This window comes from Methanoculleus oceani, assembly GCF_023702065.1.
Lineage (GTDB): Archaea > Halobacteriota > Methanomicrobia > Methanomicrobiales > Methanoculleaceae > Methanoculleus > Methanoculleus oceani.
Window position 1 is genome coordinate 283,238 of sequence record NZ_QFDM01000002.1, and the last position, 20,512, is coordinate 303,749.

At 56.0% G+C, this 20,512-nt stretch carries 18 protein-coding genes; 9 read left to right on the forward strand and 9 right to left on the reverse strand.

Translation table 11 applies throughout. The annotated features are described in order from the left end of the window. Positions 1 to 8 precede the first annotated feature (8 nt). From DIC75_RS06450 to DIC75_RS06465, 4 genes are all read right to left on the reverse strand, one after another. Positions 9 to 503 carry an EVE domain-containing protein gene (locus tag DIC75_RS06450; RefSeq protein ID WP_250987211.1) on the reverse strand — a complete coding sequence of 165 codons (495 nt, stop codon included), beginning with the start codon at positions 501 to 503 and terminating at the stop codon, positions 9 to 11. Then, positions 500 to 3,601 carry a DEAD/DEAH box helicase family protein gene (locus DIC75_RS06455; protein ID WP_250987212.1) on the reverse strand — a complete coding sequence of 1,034 codons (3,102 nt, stop codon included), beginning with the start codon at positions 3,599 to 3,601 and terminating at the stop codon, positions 500 to 502. Before DIC75_RS06455 ends, DIC75_RS06450 begins: the two co-directional genes overlap by 4 nt. A gap of 115 nt (positions 3,602 to 3,716) precedes the next feature. Beyond that, on the reverse strand, positions 3,717 to 6,923 hold the full coding sequence (locus tag DIC75_RS06460; RefSeq protein WP_250987815.1) for a site-specific DNA-methyltransferase: 3,207 nt from the start codon (positions 6,921 to 6,923) through the stop codon (positions 3,717 to 3,719). Continuing rightward, on the reverse strand, positions 6,920 to 9,655 hold the full coding sequence (locus tag DIC75_RS06465) for an ATP-dependent helicase (protein WP_250987213.1): 2,736 nt from the start codon (positions 9,653 to 9,655) through the stop codon (positions 6,920 to 6,922). Before DIC75_RS06465 ends, DIC75_RS06460 begins: the two co-directional genes overlap by 4 nt. 147 nt (positions 9,656 to 9,802) lie before the next feature. Between DIC75_RS06465 and DIC75_RS06470 the strand changes: the two genes are divergently transcribed. Beyond that, entirely contained in the window at positions 9,803 to 10,231 is a 429-nt protein-coding gene (locus tag DIC75_RS06470; protein ID WP_250987214.1) for a DUF365 domain-containing protein, read from the forward strand. A 136-nt stretch (positions 10,232 to 10,367) separates the two neighbouring features. Here the strand turns inward: DIC75_RS06470 and DIC75_RS06475 are convergent, their stop codons facing one another. After that, positions 10,368 to 11,363 carry a nuclease-related domain-containing protein gene (locus tag DIC75_RS06475; RefSeq protein WP_250987215.1) on the reverse strand — a complete coding sequence of 332 codons (996 nt, stop codon included), beginning with the start codon at positions 11,361 to 11,363 and terminating at the stop codon, positions 10,368 to 10,370. Positions 11,364 to 11,601: 238 nt separating this feature from the next. On the opposite strand from DIC75_RS06475, the gene DIC75_RS06480 reads away from it, so the two are divergent. Continuing rightward, positions 11,602 to 12,372: a phospholipase D family protein gene (locus DIC75_RS06480; protein WP_250987216.1), complete on the forward strand. Its 771-nt coding sequence runs from the start codon at positions 11,602 to 11,604 to the stop codon at positions 12,370 to 12,372. A 78-nt stretch (positions 12,373 to 12,450) separates the two neighbouring features. Continuing rightward, positions 12,451 to 12,771, forward strand: coding sequence for a hypothetical protein (locus tag DIC75_RS06485; protein WP_250987217.1), 321 nt, complete (start codon positions 12,451 to 12,453; stop codon positions 12,769 to 12,771). A gap of 24 nt (positions 12,772 to 12,795) precedes the next feature. Here the strand turns inward: DIC75_RS06485 and darG are convergent, their stop codons facing one another. Both darG and DIC75_RS06495 read right to left on the reverse strand, forming a co-directional pair. After that, positions 12,796 to 13,920: a type II toxin-antitoxin system antitoxin DNA ADP-ribosyl glycohydrolase DarG gene (darG, locus tag DIC75_RS06490; RefSeq protein ID WP_250987218.1), complete on the reverse strand. Its 1,125-nt coding sequence runs from the start codon at positions 13,918 to 13,920 to the stop codon at positions 12,796 to 12,798. A gap of 1 nt (position 13,921) precedes the next feature. Then, positions 13,922 to 14,536, reverse strand: coding sequence for a DUF4433 domain-containing protein (locus DIC75_RS06495; protein WP_250987219.1), 615 nt, complete (start codon positions 14,534 to 14,536; stop codon positions 13,922 to 13,924). Positions 14,537 to 14,737: 201 nt separating this feature from the next. On the opposite strand from DIC75_RS06495, the gene DIC75_RS06500 reads away from it, so the two are divergent. From DIC75_RS06500 to DIC75_RS06510, 3 genes are all read left to right on the forward strand, one after another. Continuing rightward, positions 14,738 to 15,886: a DUF8808 domain-containing protein gene (locus DIC75_RS06500; protein ID WP_250987220.1), complete on the forward strand. Its 1,149-nt coding sequence runs from the start codon at positions 14,738 to 14,740 to the stop codon at positions 15,884 to 15,886. Further along, positions 15,874 to 16,251 (forward strand): HIT family protein, encoded by a 378-nt coding sequence (locus DIC75_RS06505; RefSeq protein ID WP_250987221.1) that lies wholly within the window; start codon positions 15,874 to 15,876, stop codon positions 16,249 to 16,251. The genes DIC75_RS06500 and DIC75_RS06505 overlap by 13 nt, the downstream gene beginning before the upstream one ends. Positions 16,252 to 16,331: 80 nt before the next feature. Then, positions 16,332 to 16,592, forward strand: coding sequence for a UPF0175 family protein (locus DIC75_RS06510; RefSeq protein WP_250987222.1), 261 nt, complete (start codon positions 16,332 to 16,334; stop codon positions 16,590 to 16,592). A 92-nt stretch (positions 16,593 to 16,684) separates the two neighbouring features. On the opposite strand, the gene DIC75_RS06515 is transcribed toward DIC75_RS06510, so the two are convergent. After that, positions 16,685 to 17,131, reverse strand: coding sequence for an Hsp20/alpha crystallin family protein (locus DIC75_RS06515; protein ID WP_250987223.1), 447 nt, complete (start codon positions 17,129 to 17,131; stop codon positions 16,685 to 16,687). Between the two features lie 220 nt (positions 17,132 to 17,351). On the opposite strand from DIC75_RS06515, the gene DIC75_RS06520 reads away from it, so the two are divergent. Further along, entirely contained in the window at positions 17,352 to 17,741 is a 390-nt protein-coding gene (locus DIC75_RS06520) for a type II toxin-antitoxin system death-on-curing family toxin (RefSeq protein ID WP_250987224.1), read from the forward strand. A 1-nt stretch (position 17,742) separates the two neighbouring features. Here the strand turns inward: DIC75_RS06520 and DIC75_RS06525 are convergent, their stop codons facing one another. Further along, positions 17,743 to 17,967, reverse strand: coding sequence for a hypothetical protein (locus DIC75_RS06525; protein ID WP_250987225.1), 225 nt, complete (start codon positions 17,965 to 17,967; stop codon positions 17,743 to 17,745). A 569-nt stretch (positions 17,968 to 18,536) separates the two neighbouring features. Between DIC75_RS06525 and DIC75_RS06530 the strand changes: the two genes are divergently transcribed. Together DIC75_RS06530 and DIC75_RS06535 are read left to right on the forward strand one after the other, a co-directional pair. Next, positions 18,537 to 19,736: an ATP-binding protein gene (locus DIC75_RS06530; RefSeq protein WP_250987226.1), complete on the forward strand. Its 1,200-nt coding sequence runs from the start codon at positions 18,537 to 18,539 to the stop codon at positions 19,734 to 19,736. Positions 19,737 to 19,785: 49 nt separating this feature from the next. Further along, positions 19,786 to 20,451, forward strand: coding sequence for a hypothetical protein (locus DIC75_RS06535; RefSeq protein WP_250987227.1), 666 nt, complete (start codon positions 19,786 to 19,788; stop codon positions 20,449 to 20,451). Positions 20,452 to 20,512 lie beyond the last annotated feature (61 nt).

Here is a 20,512-nt window from a genome sequence, read left to right on the forward strand (position 1 = left end):
CTTGCGGATCAGGATTTTGCAGCATTCAGGATTGTCTGATAGTCCTCCTCCGGAATCACCCGCATGGCCTGCCGTATATGCCCGGTCCACATCGTTTTATTGGTAATAAATTTCAGCTTCGGGATGAGCGGTTTGAACTCTACTGGAGGGTCGAAAACCTTCACGGGCTTCAATTTTATCCGGTACGGGAAGACCTCGTCACCCATCTGCTCCGGTGCGACAAACACCTTCGTTCGCTCCTCAAAAGGCTCAGATACCACCTCGAACGCTCCGGTTACAGCCGATGGAAGCAGTGTATCATTCTCTTTCTGCTGCGACACATAAATGAGAACCGTATCTCCAGGTTTCACCCGTTCGATGATGCTTTTGTTGCGTTGAGGGACTCCCCAGATATTCTTCTTCCGGGTGATCTCCCAGTTTGTCCGGTTGGATATGGCAAGCCAACGAGTCATGCAGAGTGATTGCGAGAAAGAGACGTAAATGTTTGGTTTGATGGTTCTCATGAGAGAACGAATTCAAACAACTCACCAATAAAGTCTGATTGGTAAAGGGAAAGAACGTGATACTTTTTTCGCTGCTCCTTTGTCTTGTAAAGATACGGCTCTGCCACCGCGCCCGGCTGGCTCACGGAGATGATGAAGGAGTCGAGCGATACTCCACATTCAATGCCTTTATTCCGGTATGTTGCATTGATCTTCCGCTCGATCTCCTTGATGTCCTCTGCTAGTTGCACCTTTTCATCTTCAGGCCCGGAGCTGAACACCATCCCATGCGGCTCAATGAAGACGATATGCTGCTTGCTGTCGTCGACCACCCACATAATGAAATCCGGGTAGAACCACGAATTTTTGTAAAACCCTACACCGGTTTTCGGGATGTTGCGAAGCAGGTAGACCTTTTTCCCATCAAAGAGATCTGCGTGCTCATCAATGTAGTTCTTAATCCCCTGCACCAGTTTTTCTTCGCCGTCGTTGAGCCCCTCCGGGGAGATCGCGGCGATTTTACTCGAAGCCTTACTGGTTTTTGCGAGCAGAGGCTGATACAGGTGATTCCGGAAGAAGACATTGGTGACAAATTTTGTGTTCCCGTCCGCATAGATCCGGTCGACCTGCTGGACGAGTGCATCGATTGCCTCGATTACGTCCGTCTTGTTTTCGTGGACTTTCACGACGTACTTCTTGAACTCGAAGTTACCGTGTGACTCCGAGAGGTGCTCGATTCGGATGGTCTCCATCATCCATGCGTTCTTCTGCCGGCTGTACGCGACCTGGAGCGATTTTTTCAGGACAAGCACAATCACGTCCTGCAGTTTCTGCACATCCTCAAATGACTGCGGTCTGACAACGTGGTCGGCACAGTACAGGGTGTAGCACCCGGGGTCTTCTATGATCTCCCGTAGCAGGGTTTTGTCAAAGACCATGTTCTTCCAGCCCTTGCTGCCCTTGTGCTCAAGGAGGGTGAAATACACCACGTCCCAGTCAACGAGAACCAGGTAGCGCGGGTCGATTGAGACGGGGTCGGGGCGGGAGTCGGCTTCCAAACCCTCGTAATACACGCTGTCCTCACTCTCCACTTTGGCAAGGAGATCGACCTTTACCGGGACGATATGATCTCTGGCCAGGACGAACCGCCGTTTCCTCTCAAATCCGGTCTTCTCCCAGTGGGGGATGAGTAGGCCTTCGCGGAGGTGATTTTCGCAGACTTTGATTGCGATCTGGCGTTCAACGGTCTTGTAATCGTCAACACCTTCGATGGTGAGGAACTCGCGCAGGTAGCCGATGTACTTGGCGTCGACCCCGAAGATGTTGAGCGTCTCCAGAAGCGGGAGGTTCAAGGGTTGGTCGCCGGCATCGTTGGTGCTGCGTTTGAGAGAGTTGTTCCTGCCCTTGAGCCGGACCCCGCGCCCGAAGAGCTGGATGATCTCGGTCCCCTCGCTCTTCCCGATATTGATGAGCCCCATGCAGGAGACCCGGTAGCAGTCCCAGCCTTCGATGAACTTCTTCGCACCGATGAGCACGTTCACGGTGGAGTCCGGAGCGTCGATGGCGCGGAAGAGCGATGGATGATCGATCCTCTCGATATCGATCTGCGGCTCGTGCTCTTCGACGATCTTTATGAACTTCGTTGCGTCTCCGACGTAGATCTCCCCAAAGAAGTCGTTGTCGCCGCTTTTGAGGCCGATCTCCCCGTCGGTGTTCTTCAGGAGCACGAGGGTGAGACCGGCGGCTTCGGCGCACCGGAAGATGCGGCCGAGCATGTCGCCGTAGATCTCCTCCGCGTTCAGCCCCCGCTCCCTGAGGTAACGGAGGCGCTGCTCGGGGTAGGCCGGACTGAAGAGGTCGTGTTTGGTCTTTTCGTGGAGCAGGCCGGACTTCCCCTGGAGAAATTCATCTATGGTCCGGACCAACCAGTCTCGCTCGTTGAGAACCTTCTGCAGGAACCGGACGACCGTGAGCACGTCGGACTTGGTGCCGGAGACGTTGACCTTGCTCCCCACGAATATCCAGAGCGGGTCGGCGATGTTGTACTCGGCGGTGGCGACGTCCTTGATGTCCTCAAAGACCAGTTTCTGCTCGTAGTAGGTGAGGAGGTTTGCGAGGAGCACCCGGTCCGTTTCATACGTGGATTTGTTGACGTTAAGGATGCGGTACTCCTTGCCGTAGCCATCGTTGTAGAAGTGCGGGTAGGAGTAGTCGAAGAGGATGGTCTTGGCAAATTCGGTTAGGTTGTCGTTATCGCCTCCGGAAGCCGCCGCCTGCCCGAAGGTGGCGCTGTACTCAAAGGTAAATCCTTCCCGGGCGACTTCGCGCCGGAACATCTTCCATTTCTCGCCGCCGCTGCCCTTGTGAGCCTCGTCTACGAAGACGAGGTTCTTCCTGCCGAAACTCTCGATGTCCACCCGCTTGAGGCCGCCGTCCTGCTTGTCCTCAGTGAACCGCGTGATCTCGATAACGTTCACGGCCTCCTCGGACTGCCGCTGGAAGTAGCCGCCGAGCCCGGTGGCGTCGAACTCGGTGCACGGGATGCCGCTCTTCTTCATCTCCCGGAGGTGCTGGGCGGTGAGGTCACGATTAGGGGTGATGAGGAGAATGCGGTCGATGTCCAGGCGGTGAGGACCCCTGTTGTAGTGCTGGAACTGGAGGTAGGCGAGGTGGATGAGGAAGGTCTTGCCCGAGCCGGTAGCCATCCAGTAGGCGCACTTGCGGAGGTCGTCCATGCCGGGCATGTACCGCTCGTAATACTCATAGGGGTCCAGGACAGACGAAGATGTTTCTTTGATATATTCCTTCACCGATTCCTCGACCAGGGAGGCGAGTTTCCCGGGGCTCTGGAAGTAGCGATCCAGGTAGGCCTCGGTGAAAAGGGCGGCGAGCCACTGGTAGTACTTGAGGTTGATGGGAACGTCGCGATGGGCGTTGATGCGGTGCATGTGGCGCACGACGTTGTCGTCGTAGTTCCGCAACTCATCGAGCGTGACGCTGGCGTCTTTCCGGAACCGGGTGTCGCTCTTCAGGACGTGGTAGTAGTGGGTGTGCCCGTCCTCGCCCTCGCCCTCCTCGACGCCGGCGAGAGTCCCCTGGAAGTCCTGGAAGGACTTCATCCCGAAGAGGCGGTACGCAAAGGCGCATTTGACCAGCCACGGCCGGAGTTTCCCCTCCTTCGAGGATTGTCCTGGCGTTTGCCCTCTTTTTCGTCCCCGCTGTGCCGCCACGCCCTCATGCCCCCATGCGTTTCTTGAACTCGGGCTCGAGGGGCGTTGCCCGAGGTGCGAAGCAGTGGCCGTTGACGTAGAGAACACCGGTATCGGGGAACTCTCTGAGGATCTCGTCGGTGATGAACGCCGCATCCGCTTCTAGCACTTGCTCATGACCAACGGGGTTCTTCGGGGAGTTGCGCCAGACGATGGTGACGGCCTTGCCGTCGGGGAGGACACCGTGGACGATCCGATAGATGAGGCCGCCCTGGTGTCTGACCACCCGGCGCCGGACGTGCAGCCCGAGGAGGTAGTTGAAGGTCTCGACAAGGTCCACGGTTACCTCACGGAATCCGTCCTCGTCAACCGGGACATGGTCGAACCCCACATCGCGGCGGACCCGGAGGGTGTAGGCGAACGGCGTTGCCAGCCGGTCCACGTTCAGCCGGCACGGGCTCTCCCGGGTCTCGACGTCGAGGAAGTAGCGGAGCATGTAGTCGCTCATGCCGAAGATGGTGGCCTGCACGTGGCCGTCCCGGTCCAGGAACTCGATGTTGTTGAGCGTGTCCTCGTACTGCTCCAGTTCCATGTACTTGAAGATGTGGCTCTGGCCGTCGGTGTCCTGGGGTTTGCCGTCCTTCCAGTTGGAGGAGAACATGACTTTTTCTATTCGAGGTATGATCACCGAATCAAAATAATCTCCAATTTCGACGAGAATGTAAGGGCGATTACTATCATCTTCTTTTTGCAGGTTTAGCACCGCATGAGCTGTAGTACCCGAACCTGCAAAGTAGTCGAGGACTACTTCACCTTCTTTCGAAGATAGGGCAACACACTGCATTATTAGAGACGAAGGCTTGGGGAAACTGAACAATGTGCCTAACCCAATATTTCCAATCTCAATGGTTCCAGTTTCTGTCAAAAACTCATTTTCAGTCCAAATTGATTTTGGTTTGTACGTTGTTTTCCGATATTTTTCATAAATACCAAATTCTCCAGTTCGCTTTTGTTTTGCAACAATGTTAGAGCGAAGTGGATTTTCAGAGGTATTTCGGGATAATTTTTCTTTACCCCATCTCCAACAACTTTCCATGCCTTCAGAATTAAGCGGTAAAACTTCCACGCAATAGTCCTTCTCTTTGCTTAAATAGACAGGGTGAAAGCCATCATGATCGTAGATATTTGGATTCACATATACGGGATAGAATAGATTAGGACGATTATGCTTCCCGAACTTCGGGTTACGGTTTCTGAGTTCTCGGATATTAAAATTGCCTATCTCATCGGACATATTAAGATCGTCAGATACTCCGGATTTTTCCAATTCGAAAAATTCAGCCTCATCATCCTTTTTTGTGAATACGGAAACGTATTCATGGGTTTTTGCAATGGGCTTATATGTCTGACCACGGCTATTTGCCCTAACGATAATTTCAGAAAAAAAATTCTTCTCCCCAAAAACGCCGTATAATAAGTTTATGATCTCAAAATTTTCATTATCGTCATTGCTTATCCAAATTGTAGAACTATTATGCATCAAAGGTTTTGACAGTTGTAACCTATCCCCCATCATACTCAACCAGCTGCTGTGCTGGTAGTTATCCCGATAGATGAACTCATCATTCCCCGTATTATACGGCGGATCGATGTAGATGCACTTCACCTGCTCCCGGTACCGCTCCTGCAGGAGATTCAGCGCCTGCCAGTTCTCGCTCTTGATCATCAGCCCGCCGATGGCCTCATCGAGGTCCTCGACCGGCGTGCCATCCGGGTGTTGCAGATGTTCGAGCAGCCGGTCCGTGAAGTCTTTGTCGAAGAACGCCGTGTCGATGACGAGGTAGGGGTGGCTCTGCAGGAATGCCTCATCGACCCGGTCGCCTGCAAGCGTCTTCTGTCCACCCTTCGCCTCCCCGATACCATAGAGGCTCAGCCACTCGGCCAGCTGCCTCTCGTTCGCCAGGATCTCGGGGTAGAACTCCTCCGGCACGTGGTCGAGGGTCATGCAGTAGCCGGTCCGGATGACGAACTTCTTCTTCTCCCAGAGCGTCTTCTGGAAGTCCTCAAGTTGCGCTAGGAAGTCGATGATCCGGTGGGCGATGGACTTCAGCACCTTCGCCCGCTTCACGTAGCGCTCCACCGCCACCTCGTTCTCCGTCCCGAGGTCGTCCAGCCGGAAGACCTCGTTCTTGATGTAGAAGTCCAGTTCCTGCCGGAGGAACCCGCCGAGATCTTTGTGGATGAAGAAGTCGCTCGTGTTCTCCTTCGTAAAACTCATCACGTGCTTGTAGAGCCGCGGGTTCCTGTCGGTATCCCGTTCGTTCGTTTGCAGGGCGTCGATGAGCCCCTTCGGGATGCCATGACCCTGCAGGACCTCCGCCACCAGCCCGGCCACGATATCGTCTTGGTTCGGCTTCTGCCGTCCGGCCCCGGGCGGGAAGCGACTGAGGAGGTCGTCGTCTGAGAGGGGCACCTGGGCGAACCTGGCGGTGAGCAGCCGTTTTTCTTCGTCGTACGTCACCGCATCATCGCCCGCGAGCACGAAGTACCGGCCCTTGCCGTTCCCGTTCGACTGCCCTTCGACCTGCACCACCTCGAAGAGCACCCGATACGATCCGACGTCGAATCCATGGCCTTTCAGGAACCGATCGGTCTTGATGTAGTACTGGTCCTTGTTCGCCCAGTGGAGCAGCACCTCCTCGCCGTTGTAGGGCACCGCGTACTTCTCGTTCGCCGCATACCGCCTGAGCGAGAGGAAGTCACCGTCCTTGTAGTAGCGGGAGAAGAACTCCTCCAGGTGAGCAAAGATCTCTGCCTTCTGCAGATCGCTCATCGAGGCTTCTTCGGCATCGCGGCGGAGGTGCTGCCACTTTTCATGCAGTTCTTTGCCTTTTGCCGCCTTTCGATACTCCTCCTTCAGGCCATTTACATCAAGGGCATCATCCCCGTACGTGTTGCGGATGGTCTGCTCAAGTTCCTTGAGTTCGCTTGCGATCTGGGTGCGGCTCTCCTTGTCGTACTTCCCGAACTCAGCATCGACAGCCTCGATCAGGTCTTTGTCCATGAACCGCGTGATCTCGTCCCGCTTCTGGTTCATGATCCGGTAGACACCGAAATCAAGGTCCGGCGAGTCTATCTGGAATAGTTCGGCGAGTTTTTGCTTCAACTGCTGTTTATGTCGTTTCAACCGTTCTTCCTGGTGTTTTGCTGTCTTCGGATCCATATCAATCATGCTCGCCACCTGCAAATGCCCTGATAATCGCACCGCTCACAGACCGCTCCCGGACATGCCGTGAAGTCGCCCGAGAGAATCCGTCCGATATCCTCCTCTACACGTGCCATCGTCCCTGCAACGGCCTGCTCGGTCACATCCACAGTGTCCACAGCAGCCTCCTCGAGGAATGCCACCGAACCCCGGGAGACGGTTTCGCCGACCACGCAGAGGCCACGGGTGTAAAGCTGCACCTGGAGCGCCGAGTCCTCGGGAGTCGTCGCCGTGTCGGAGGTCTTGTAGTCGCGCACCTCCACAGCATCCCCATCATGGAGGATGACATCCACCTTCCCGGCCACAATGGCGTTCTGCACCGGGAATTCGACCCTCGTCTCCACTTCCCGGATCCGGAGCATATCGTCGCGGTACTTCTCCGCAAATCTCATTAGATGGTTCTTTGCTGCGTGCTTAATCTTCTCCATTCGTCCCTCGGTCATGAACGGCATGTAGAAGTTCCGGTCCACTGCCGTTGCCACCGCAATCATCGGAGACAGACCCTCGTTCTTCATCAGGTCCGCAGCTTCCCGGAGGCAGAAGTGCAAGGTCTGCCCGTACCCCAGATAGTCGGTGAGACCCGGCTGGTATCCCCAGAGATGCCGAAGCCTGTAGAAGTAGCCGCACTTCCCGTAGTCCACAATCTCACCGGCAGTAAATGTACGCAGTTCGTCCACAGCGCCGCCGATCGCATAGTCATGATCCGGCAATGTGTCTCTCTGTGAGAGAGGTTCGACGTGAGGCAGATCCTTGATGTCATTTACAAAAGCGCTCTGTCCCTTTCTTCGCCCGTTCATGGACGTGAAGTAACTCACCACAGCCGCGTCCTTCGCCCGGGTCAGCCCCACGTACATGAGTTTGCGTTCGCTCTCCAGATCTCCCTCGTATTTCGCCACATCGAAGAGCTCCGGGGATATGAGCCAGGTTCTCCCTCTGCCCACCATGCTTGACGGGAACCGTTGCCGGACCATGCAAGGCACAAATACCAGCGGCCACTCCAGACCTTTGCTCTGGTGAATTGTAACTAGCTGCACAGCGTCCACGCCGCCGATGTCGTCGCCGGTCTGCTCTTCGTACTTCGAGGACGCGTAGGTGTTCAGGTACCAGCACAGCCCTTTCAGGTCGGCCTCCCAGTTCCTGCGCCGCCCCCCAAGCATAATTGCCGTTTCGTAGTCGGTCAGGAGTGTATTGAACCGGCCCAGATTCGCCATGACAACCGCATGGCGTATATCATCAGGATCGAGCTCATGATGCCTGAGCAGAATGAGCAGTTCTCCGAAGACCTGAGAGAAGTTATCGTAGGTACTGTTCAGCACTGAATCCTTCCAGCGGCGAAGGTTTACTACATCGGAAGCCCCCAGCGCCAGATCTGGAACACCCTGATTCCAGTTCTCCACCGCCTCTTCAAGCAGATCCTCACCTCGGAGAGCAGGCAACCTTGACCACTTGCCCTGCTGCCAGAACCCATCTTCCCACAGCCATGCAAACAACTGTCCTATGCCCAGGATCTCTGGCCGGCGGAACAAGCCCACTTTTCCGCCAACGACAAAGGGTATATCACGGCGCCTGAACTCATCGATAAAGGGGGGAGCCGAGGTGCTTACACTCCGAAAGAGGAGCGCGATATCACTGTAGTTGCATTTCTCTTCTCTAACAAGCGCCTGAATCTGATCCGCAATCCAGTCTACCTCGGTTATATCGCTCTGCATCTCTGCCAGATACGCCCCGCCCTGCTCACGGCGAACCGGATCCATGTGGTCGTAGTGCTGGTCCTCAAACGTGTCCGAGAACCCGTTAGCCGTCTCGATCACTGCTACGGTCGAACGGCGGTTCTCGGTTATGTGGATGGTGACCGCCTCCGGGTACCGCGTAGTAAATTCCTCGAAATACAGTTCGTCGGAACCACGCCACTGGTAAATTGTTTGCCGTGGATCGCCGACAACGAAGATGCTCCCTCCCAGTCCAATCAGCCGGATGAGTTCGTCCTGTGCGCGGTTAATGTCTTGGTATTCGTCGACAATGAGGTATTTTACGTGTTCTGCCACTTCAGGACGGTGCTGCAGGTTCTCCACTGCAAGCTGCACCATGCGGTTGAAGGTAAGCCGCTTATGCTGATCCAGTGATGCCTCGTAACGGCGCAGTTTTTCAAGGAGCTCTCTATCTTTCTTTTTCCTCAAATTCCCCTCCGGAATCATCTCGCCGTAGTAGACATTCAGAGAGTTAACAAAATCCTCACAGTTGGTGGCATAATATCCGGATCGCCCGAGCCCCAGGGCCCACCCAACCCGCATAAGGTACGCCATCTCTTGCTTGTCATCAAGCACGCCCCAGTCCCCGTACCCGAAGTGCTCCTCCAGAAGACGATAGCAGTAGCCGTGAATGGTGCCAATGAACATCTCCCCGAGGCGGGCACAGATCTCATCTCCGCCAAGGTGCTTCACACGCTCGTACACACGGCTCTTCATACTCTGTGCTGCTTTTTCCGTGAACGTGAAAGCGACAATTGCAGACGGCTCCACCTGTTGTATGAGGAGGAGGTAGACAATCCGCCGGGTCAGAGTCTCTGTCTTTCCAGCCCCTGCGCCTGCAATGATACGGATGTGAGTGCGATCGCAGAGGACGGCACGCCGTTGTCGATCAGAAAGAGGCCTGGGTTCGTTGAGGATTTTTTCGGTGAGTTTGTCAGGGGAAAGGGACATAATACGTCGTATGAGGGATAGCCAATTACACTATTTATTCGTGCTGATTTTCATTTCTGAGGCCTACTATACCTTTACTGAGCGATTCGGCGGCTATTGGTTTTCAAAAGAATATGCGTTATATAGTGCGACCTCCTACACTGAATCATGAGTGAGATTGTCGGCGTCACCTTCCCCGTCCCGAAACACCTCATGCCCCGGTTCTTTCAGGACGGTAAAACCGTCTTCATCAAGCCCGCCACCGTCTTCAAAGAACTCCGGAGCGGCATGAAACTCGTCTTCTACCAGTCCCATGAGGATACCGGCTACGTCGGGGAGGCGACGATCAAGCGGATCGTTATCAACGAAGATCCGCTCGCGTTCTTCGAAACCTTCGGCGATGCGGTCTTCCTCACCCGGGAGGAGGCCAAAGCCTACGTCGAAAGCCAGGAACGGTGGCAGGGGGTTCGGGTCAGGAAGGAGGCGCCCCGGAAGCGGTCCTGGATGGCGCTCGAACTCGCGGATATCCGGGAGTACGACACGGTCAAGAAACCCGAGCGGTTCGTCCCGGTCGGGGGAAGGTATCTGCGAGAATAATTACCCCAATTTTCGAGGATGAAGATCATCAACATCGCCGCTTCCAGCGACATCCGCCAGCCAGTCCCTTTTGAGCAGCTGCCGGAACCCCCCGACACAACCTACAAATACGATCCCGAATTCCAGCCAGGAGGCCTCATACCGCCCGACCGATCACGGCGACCAACCGATCAACCGCACCCGTCGGCAGGGTGTTCGCTCTTGTCGTTATGTATTCGCAGAGCCTGTTAGGGGTGGTGATATCGATGTGGGGATCCAGCCTCTGGCCGGGACGGCAACCCTGCACCGAAACGATAACGTTACGGGTCTTCGGCACGTCATTTCGTGCATAGTTCTTCCGCAGGTAGTACCAGAGCGCCAGGCTTGATCGTCTCACCTGGTAGACCAGTTTGTCAGATTTCTTCTCAATGTCTGAGAACTTCCAGTTCTTCGTCTCCACGACGAAGAGACCCGTCGGCCCTACGACGATGTGATCGATCTGGCTCGACTTGATGTAGTCATTCATCTCTCTCCAGTGGATGGGAGGATGAAAACGCAGGTTCACATCGTTGAACAGATGGTACTCATCAGGCAGCCGGGAGAGGGCGGTGATGACCGCCTCCTCCCCGATGGCACCGATATAAAACGAGAGATTATCGGCAATAAACGCATGGTTCGCAATAATGTTGCCGCACTCTTTGTTGACAAGTTCCGCCCTCTTCAGGATCAGCATCGCTCTCTCGTTTTGAACGCCGCACAGTTCCGACTTCAGGGCATTGAAGGGGCGGGTTATATGCCTGGACCGTAGAGAGACCGCTATCCAGCACTTGACTGTATAGCCCCATCGTGCCAGGATGTTCGCCGCATTGTCGCTCTTCGTCCTGAGTTCGGCGATCTCTGTATCAACTTCTGCCGTACGCCGGGCAATGCCCTCCTGAATCCGGGTATCGAGCTGGACTTCAGTGTCGCTCAGGCCGGCTATCCTCTCGTCCAGTTGGGCATTTACCGCTGCTTCGGTCTCGGTCAGGATCCCGGTATAATTGCTGTAAAAGTGGTGGATATCTTCAAATGTCCCCAGACTTCTTCCATCGACAGGTTTCAGTCCATCCAGCAGGTACTGCGTACTCCCGGATATCCCATGAACTACGACCATAATCTCCTCGTTTCACCGCCCTCAGGGTATTGCCCAAATATCACCATGGACCCGTTGTGCTCTTCTCTTCCAGATTGACAATCTCTTCTCGGTCGTCAAATACTTTCTGCCGGTACTCAACTCCCCGTTAGGCCAGACATCTAGCATAACGGCTCCAGATCAGTTATCCGGAGCAACAGAGACATTTAAGAATCTTTTTCGACTCCTCACTGAATAGTATACCATCAGGAGCAACTTAATGGCAGATTTCCTCGACGCACCGGGGGTAAGTGCAGCATTCATCGAGATCATCAAAAACGCTGAGGAGCAAATCTTCATCGCCTCTCCCTACATCAGCCTGACCCCGCACAACAAGAAATACCTCCAGAGCATTGACGACAAAAAGGTCCCCATCGACATCGTCTACCGGAGCGACACAAACCCTAAGCAGGAAGATCTGGTATTTCTCAAACAGTTGCAGAGCGCTCAACTCTACAAGTGCAACGACCTCCACGCCAAATGCTACATCAACGAAAAGTTCGGCGTAATCACCTCGATGAACCTCTACGAGCACTCTCAGAGCAACAACTGGGAGATGGGTGTCCGATTCTTCCGGGAGACCGATCCCGACCTCTACACTCAGACCCTCGAAGAAGTTGAAAGGATCCTGCAGGCAAGCAGCCCGGAGAGCAACGACCAAACGGCTGCAGCAGTCACCGCGAGTCAACGGACCTATGAGCCGAGAAAACCCACCAGAACCATATCACCGAAGCTGAAAGCCCCTCCGAAGAAAGGATTGTTTGAGAAGGTCGTGGATTCAGTGCTGGGAGAGACCGCGTACTGCATTCGGTGCGGGAAGACAATCGATTATAACCCGGAGAAGCCGTACTGCCCAAAGTGCTTTGCTTCCTGGGCCCGCTTCAACAACCCGGACTACAAGGAGAAGGTATGCCACAAGTGCGGGGCCAAATATGCAACGACAAAAACACGCCCGGTCTGCAATGACTGCTACAAGACCTACTATCGGTGAGGGCACGGTCACGCTGTGGATTGCGCCGGCGAGGGCTGCAATGACTGCTACAAGACCTACTATCGGTGAGGGTAGACGATGAGGGAGAACTCTCCGCCAGCAGGTGACTGCTGCAACGGCCTCTTCGGTGCGTTTGAGTTCACGCGGTTTCAGGATGCAGAACCGCCGAAGCGAAAAAGAGTCTATGTCATCCGGATTCACCGGCGTGGAACTCCAGTCGAAGAAGTCCACGATAAGGCCATCGGTCTGGCCGGGTCAATCGGCCTGGGCAGTGTGGCGGGGCGGTTTCTTCGCAGCCGACTTGGCCGGCTCTCAAAGATCGGCGACTGCCCAACGATCTACATCGGGTCAGCAGGGACACCCATAACCCAGAGGAACAGCAAAAAGACGGTATACTAACAGAACTTCAGATAAATGAGGTTATTATAGTACCTCACCAACCGGCAACTCACTACTAAATTTAACCGTGATCCACTTCAACATCGCGAGATTGCGGATTGCAGAAGCGATCTTCCTGCACTTTTGAGGGTTATTCCATCCCTTTTTCCACGAGAAGATATAGTCAAACAATTCTTGCTCAGATATCGGCCTTCCGGATCTTTTCTCCATTAGTTCTTTGTATGCATAATAGACTGTAGTTACTTCTTCAGCTTGTTCTGTATTTCTTATTCTACTGAACAGATCGACAGTCTTCTCTATCTCCGGCTCAAGCTCAGCCAATTGCTTCGTATATTTTTGCCGTATTTTTGGATATTCGGGGCCTGTTGAAACGACTATCATGCGACCGTTCTGATTCTCAACGATCAGATTGCTATTTGCAAAATGATGGATTGTCTTTTTGACATCCTCTGGTGAAAACGGCCCGAAGTAACCTTTCTGAAATTTGAACTTTGTATCCAGCCCTGTTTCAGTAATAATAAAGCAAATCTTCTGAAAAATAACCCTCCCCACCGTTGCTGTATGTGTCTGGTTTTCAAGCCGGCTCAGCACCTCGAGGATTGCAAGCTTTTCCGGCGTTAGTTCATTTCGCCTGGGATTTATATGATTATAGTCTTCGAGGAGAACCTTTTGAGAGAGGAATTCCTTACTTAACTCAATAGGCGGTGTTCCAAATGGAGCATATATCTCAACCGGGATCTCAACCTCCGATAATTTTTGGTACATGATACGGCCGATAATACGCCAGTTCTGACCGCCGTTCCCGCACCCTAGCGGCGGAAATGCAACAGATTGTATACCCCAGTCTTTGTAATTAGCGACGAAATAGTCTAATCCCGTAACAATATCCTCGATGCGGGATGATGAGCGCCAGTGGTCTTTCGTTGGAAAGTTAATTATCGAATTGCCAAACACATCGCTGTAATGGTACGGGATCCCGGGTTTGACCTGGTTGTTCTTGCACCTTCTGACGTAATCACGATACATATCGGGATATCTTTGTTTGAAGAGTAGAGCAATCCCTTTCCCCATAACACCCACACAGTTCACGGTATTTACCAGTGTCTGTGCCTTGCTCTGGAAAATGTCTCCAACCAGGATATCCACCATGTTATCTCTCCCTCCTTCGAATCTGCATATTAAAGAACATGTCCGGGTAGACCAGGATCTCTCGATCAAAGCCCGCTCTTAGTAAACTCTCCTTTGAGTGTTCACTTGTCACATACGCTCCCACAATATGTTTTGCAGTTACAATATGCGGAACCAGGACTTCCGCACATATAATGCTTTTATGTTCCCATTCTTCAATCTGATCATCATGCTTCCAATATCTTGCATAGATTCTTTCCACATCAAGCTTTCCCACGGATTCCGAAAGTGTGTAGAATGTTACATAATCGCTCGAAGCATTTCTGTCCGTCAGCACAACACCAAGATGCTCGATCACACCCCTATCAATCCTTAAAATACAAAGATCCTCCGAGACATTTTTCATCAAACGAAATAGCATTGGATTCCTGGCATTTAAGTAGAGGTTCACATATCTGTGAAGAGGCAGACCCCCAGGGATTCTTTTTTTCGCCCTCCGCTCCTGCACCTCTCCCAATGCAACAGAAGTATGTGCTACAGTTGAAGCCATTTCATAGCACAAAATTCCGTTCTCTAGTATCGAAGGAATATTTGTGATAGCGACTATATATTGAAGCTCCTGGATGTATTCATGCATCTATTTGCTTTCTTAGACTCTCATTAGATTTAAACCAATATCAACTGTCAGGCAGTTCTTAAAGCCGATTTAAAACATTTGGGCCTGGGCGACGATGACGGCGAGAGCAAAAAAAGGGAACATAACAGCGCCCATGCAAATTTCCTTCGAATAAAACCAACACCCATATCTCCCCGACCCCCGATCTCTCCTGCAACAACAATGGACCTCGCCCAGTACCGCCGGATCAACACCATCATCGAACGCGACAGCGCCGACGCGACCTACAAGTACGCCCTCCTCCGGGGCGTCATCGAGATCTGCCAGCAGTCCTCGCACCTGCGGGAGGAGGACGGTGATGCGGTCTCGTTCCCCCTCGGGCTGCTCGTCGAGAAGTGGCTGCTCTACTACTATCCCATCTTTGCAGCCCCGGCGTTCATCCCGCAGAAGAATGGGGAGACGCCGGACCAGGAGACCGGCAAGGCCGTCTCGTTCCGGAAGCACTTCGTGCCGGTCATCGACTACTACCGGGACCGGGGCGGGATCTCGGTCTTCTACAACGACTATGCCCGCGGGACCATGCCGGCCGAGATCCGGCCCGCATTCCGGACGCTCGTGAAAGCGATCCGGAAGACCATCACGGAGATGCCGATGAAGCACCTCGGCTACTCGCAGTCAAAGGAGCACTACTCCGTCTTCGACTACGACCGGCAGTACCGCGTCTCCCGGGAGAGCCCGGTCGACCGGACCTCCCTGATCGAGAACTCCGGCCGGTTCTCCCTCTCCCGCGACCTCTGCACGGTATTCGAGCACTTCGGGGGCTTCATCTCCGGGGAGGAGTGCCTCTTGAAGAAGTGGGCCGAGTTCACCGCGGCCGCGGACAAGACCGGGACCGTCACCGAGGAGTGCATGCTCTCGCTGCTCACGAAGACCCCAACGACCGAGCGGGCGGTCGCGGATGCGAGGAACATCTACCAGTCAATCTTTGCGGAGGAGGGGGCGCTCGCCTGCGTCTGGTCGGGGAAGGCCATCCGCTCGCCGGAGGCGATGCACATCGACCACGTCCTCCCGTTCTCGGTCTGGAAGAACAACGACCTCTGGAACCTCCTCCCCACCCTCGATTCCGTCAACGCCCAGAAACGCGACCGCATCCCCGACCCTTCGCTCCTCAAGTCCCGCCGGGACTGCATCATCGGCTACTGGGACCTCCTCCACGACCACGCCCCCCGCCCGTTCGAGCGGGAGATCGCAGTCTCGCTCCTCGGCCTGGAGGCACCGGGGAGCGGCTGGCAGGACCGGGCGTTTGAGCACCTCGCCGAAAAATGCGCCTACCTCATCCACGTCCGGGGGTACGCAGCATGGGCCCCCTGACCTGCCCGTTCTGCAACCCTCCAAAAGAGGAGATCGTGCTTGCAAACGATCTTTGCTACGCCCGCTACGATAAATATCCAGCAAGCCCCGGCCACCTCCTCGTCATCCCCTCCCGCCACGTCGTCGGCTTCTTCGACGCGACGGACGAGGAGCATGCCGCCCTCCTCGCCCTCATCCGGGAGGCAAAAGACCTCCTCGACGGCCGGTTCCGCCCCGACGGCTACAACGTCGGCGTGAATGTAGGGGAAGCCGCCGGCCAGACGGTGATGCACCTCCACGTCCACGTCATCCCGCGATACGCCGGGGACGTGGAGGACCCGCGGGGCGGGGTAAGGGGGGCGATCCCGGAGAGGCGGGGATATTAAGGAAGATCTTCTCCGGCCTCCACTCACCACCAAATTTATCGGATCTCCCTCCCATCCATTATCTATCAGGTGAAGCGGCTATGACCGATGTTACCATCACTGTCCCCCAGGATATCGTCCAGGCGCTTCGGCTCCCTCCCGACGCCGTTGCCGCCGAACTGCAGCGGGAACTCGCCGTGGCGCTCTACCAGCGGGGCATTCTCTCCTCCGGGAAGGCGGCGGCTCTTGCAGGGATGACCCGGTGGGAGTGGGAGGAACTGCTCGGGGCACGGAAGATTCCCCGGCATTATGCCGACGAGGACCTTGATAGGGACATTGCCTATGCCACTCGCGGTCAGTAACTCCTCACAGATCGTCCGATGTCACCACCCCCGAGCTCCCGGCCATCACCCGCTCTCCGCCGGGTGTTCTCCTGTCTCCGGAGTCCGCCGCCCTACTCTTCACGGACCGGGATCTCGACCCCCTGCTCGGGAACCTTCTTCAGCCGCACCGCCAGCACGCCGTTTTCGAGGGCGGCCGTCGCACCTTCTTCCGTGACGTCTGCGGGAAGGTTCACAATCCGGGTCATCTCCCCGGACAGCCTCTCCCTGACGGCGTAGCCTTCCCGCTCTTCCACCTCCCTCTTTCGGACGGTGATCCGCAGCGTTTCCGGACCGGTGAGCCGTATCGCGACATCGCTGCTCTCCAGCCCCGGGAGGTCGGCGACGAGCACGACCTCATCCTCGATCTCCCGGACGTCGACCGGAATCCCTGCACCCCGGATCACGGGCATCATCCGCTGCACGGGCGCCGCCACCATCTCATGGAGCCGCCGGTGCATCTCGCACATCCCCGGGCCGAATGCCCTCTGAAACGGGCACGCTGATTCGTTCTCTTCCATACTCTCAACTCCTCCAGGTGTCGTGCAGCCTACACGCTCTCGCCCATATAAGTTCTTCCCGGGGTCGCCCCCGGAACCATCGAGAAGGGCCCTCATCTCCAGATTCCCCGGCACGTATCCACGAGCGCCACATGAACAACCTTTTTCCCAATCGCCCCCAACACTTCAGCATTCTGCCCGATCCGGCACCCGGAGAGCGGGCGGGGAGCTGCGAGAGCGTATGGAGGAGTTCACCGTCGAGGAAGTCATCGGCTACCAGGTCGAGATCATCCGGGCAAGCGGCGTCGAGGAAGACCGGGGTCTCGAGGGGCGGCTGCTCAACCCGGGAAACCTCGACTTCGTCATCGCCGTCGGCAACCGTATTCCCGATCCGTTCGAGAGGGCCGCGTTTATGCTCCACGGTATTGTAACAGGGCATCCGTTCGTTCAGGGAAATAAGCGGATCGCGTTTCTGCTCGCAGCTCTCATCCTGCTCAGGACCCCGGAACGGTATGTCATCGCAAGCTCCGATGCGGAGAACAATGCCTTTGTACGGGACGTTGCCGGGGGCGACAAGACCCGAAAAGACGTTCTTGACTGGCTGCACGTGGTCGTAAAAAGAGGTCGATGAATTATTCCGCAAGAAAGTCAAGAGTCTTCCTGTGCCGCTCGATGAGCATCCTGAAGTCTTCCTGCTTTGAGGGGCGGGGCGACTCTTCAGGGTGTTGCGGTGCGATACCGGATGGGCCGACGGAACACGGGGCGGTCGAATCCCACGGGATGGAGAGGCTGTACGAAGACCCGGGCTCCGCGACGTTTTCCTTCCTCCCGGTTGTTCTCCGATCTCCTGGCCCCATCTTCCACTCCTCCCGTATCGATCGCTTTCCAGCGTTGTGAATTTGGCGCTCCACCGGTATTAATGTTAGGTCCTGCATGCTCACGCCGGTAGTTCACATCGGCCCCGCAGGGCCGCATGTATATGGACAAATTGCGAATCGTATTTACAATTTGTCCAGTCCAGTACAGGGAGTGATCCGGCGGGAGGCGGAGGAGAAGAGGGGATGAGCACCCGGTCCCGGATCGGCAGAGAGCACGCCCGGCATCGCGGTCAAGGAACCCTAATCGTGATTAGTACTAATCTGGATTAGTACTGAAAACTTCGTGCAATCCGTATACAACCCCATACCCTGCCCGAACCGCCGCAGGAATTGCTGCTCCCCCAAAATGTCGAACGGGTCCGGTCCATAAAGATCAAGACTCGGCGACCCGAGAATCACCCAGCCGTATCGCCCGGCTCACATCCCCCTCTCGTGAAGGCATCAGCCGCCGGGTGTGCTTGACGACGGCACCCTCTACCTCATCCCGGACCATTGACGCCGGTCCACAGGTATATTTAAGTGGACAAATTATAAATCCCATTTATAATATGTCCACCGTGATGCAGGGGATGATCCGGCGGGATGCGGAGGCGCAGATCCGATCGCTCGCTCTCGGCTTTCCGGCAGTAGCCGTCATCGGCCCCCGCCAGTCAGGAAAGACGACGCTCGTCCGGTCGGTATTCCCGCAGCTGCCCTACATCTTGCTCGAGGATCCCGACACCCGCGCCTTCGCAGAGGAGGACCCCCGCAGCTTTCTCGCACAGTACGAGAAGACCGGGGCGGTCCTCGACGAGGTGCAGAGGGTCCCGGAGCTCTTCTCGTACCTCCAGGGGGTCCTTGATACGAATCAGAGGCCAGGACAGTTCATCCTCACCGGATCCCAGAACTTCCTGATGATGGAACGGATATCCCAGTCGCTTGCCGGCCGGGTCGGGATCGTCAAACTCCTCCCCCTCTCGATGGGGGAACTCGTCCGTGCCGGGATAGGGATTGAACGCTACGAGGATCTCCTTTACGCCGGCCTCTTTCCCCGCCCCTACAGCAGCAGCATTCACCCGCGAGACTTCTATTCGTCGTATGTCCAGACCTACATCGAGCGCGATCTCCGCCTTCTCAAGCAGGTGCAGAACCTCTCGGTGTTCCAGACGTTCATGAAGATGTGCGCCTACCGGTCCGGCCAGGTGGTGAACTACTCGTCCCTCGCCCATGACTGCGGTATCACCTACAACACGGCAAAAGAGTGGCTCTCCCTCCTGGAGACGTCGATGCTGGTCGTCCAGGTCAGGCCCCATCACAAGAACTTCAACAAGCGGCTTATCAAGATGCCCAAACTCTACTTCACGGACCCCGGCCTTGCCGCGCACCTGGCCGGGATACAGGGTGCCGACGACCTCGTTTACCACCCCCTGAAAGGAGGGCTCTTTGAATCGCTCATCATAACAGAGTTCCTGAAGTTCCGGTTTAACCGGGGCAAAGAGCCCAACATCTACTTCTGGCGGGACAAACTCGGGCATGAAATCGACTGCATCATCGAGTATCAGGGGTGGGATCCCGTCCCGGTCGAGATCAAGTCGGGCAGAACGGCAAGTGCCGACTTCTTTGACGAGATCACGTACTGGAACGGGCTCTCCGGCAACGCCCCGGATCGCTCGTTCGTGGTCTATGGGGGCGACCGGTCCCAGCATCGGGCGGCAGGGCACCTAGTCGGGTACCGGGACCTGGAGCCGATCCTGCAGTACCTGGAGTGATCGGCACCCTATCGGATCGCTCTTTACCCCACGGACCCATATCCTGATCATGCCCGACGACCGGGAGATCATCACGGCGGCCATCCGAAAGGCACGTGAACTCGGGGTGGACGCGGCGGGCGCCGTCCCTGCAGCGAGGCTCATCGGCTGCCCGTCGGCGGTCGCGGACGGACACCGGGGATCGCGGACCGACCGGGGGACCTACATCGTCCTCGGGCTCTCCCACGATGCTGAGCACCCCGAACTCGACCTCTGGGAAGCGGACCGGGGAACGCCCGGGGACCGGATCCTCGGGCATATCGGCAAGGAACTCGCCCGCTGGCTGCAGGAAACGCACGGAGTCCGGGCCCGGGTCATCCCCTACCGGCTCGAGGACGGCGGGATCTACCTCAAGGACGCGGCCTCTCTGGCAGGCATCGGGCGGATGGGGAGAAGCAACCTCGTCCTCGTCCCGGGCTTCGGACCGAAGATCCGGTTCCGGGCGGTATGGGCCGACCTGGACTGCCCCGGACAGGATCTCCCGGAACGAGACATCCCCTGTGCCGGCTGCGAGGGATACTGCACCCGTGCCTGCCCGATGGATGCCTTTTCTACCGGCAGGTACAGCCGGGAGCGGTGCCTGGCGCGGATGAACGCCGACAAAACCTCCGGGAGAGAACGGATCGACCACTGCCGTGCCTGCGAACTCGCCTGCCCTGCCGGGGACGAGGGATAGGCGGCGGGCAATGGAAAACTCACCGGGAACGGCCCTACCGCTTTGAAGCCCCCGGCCGCAT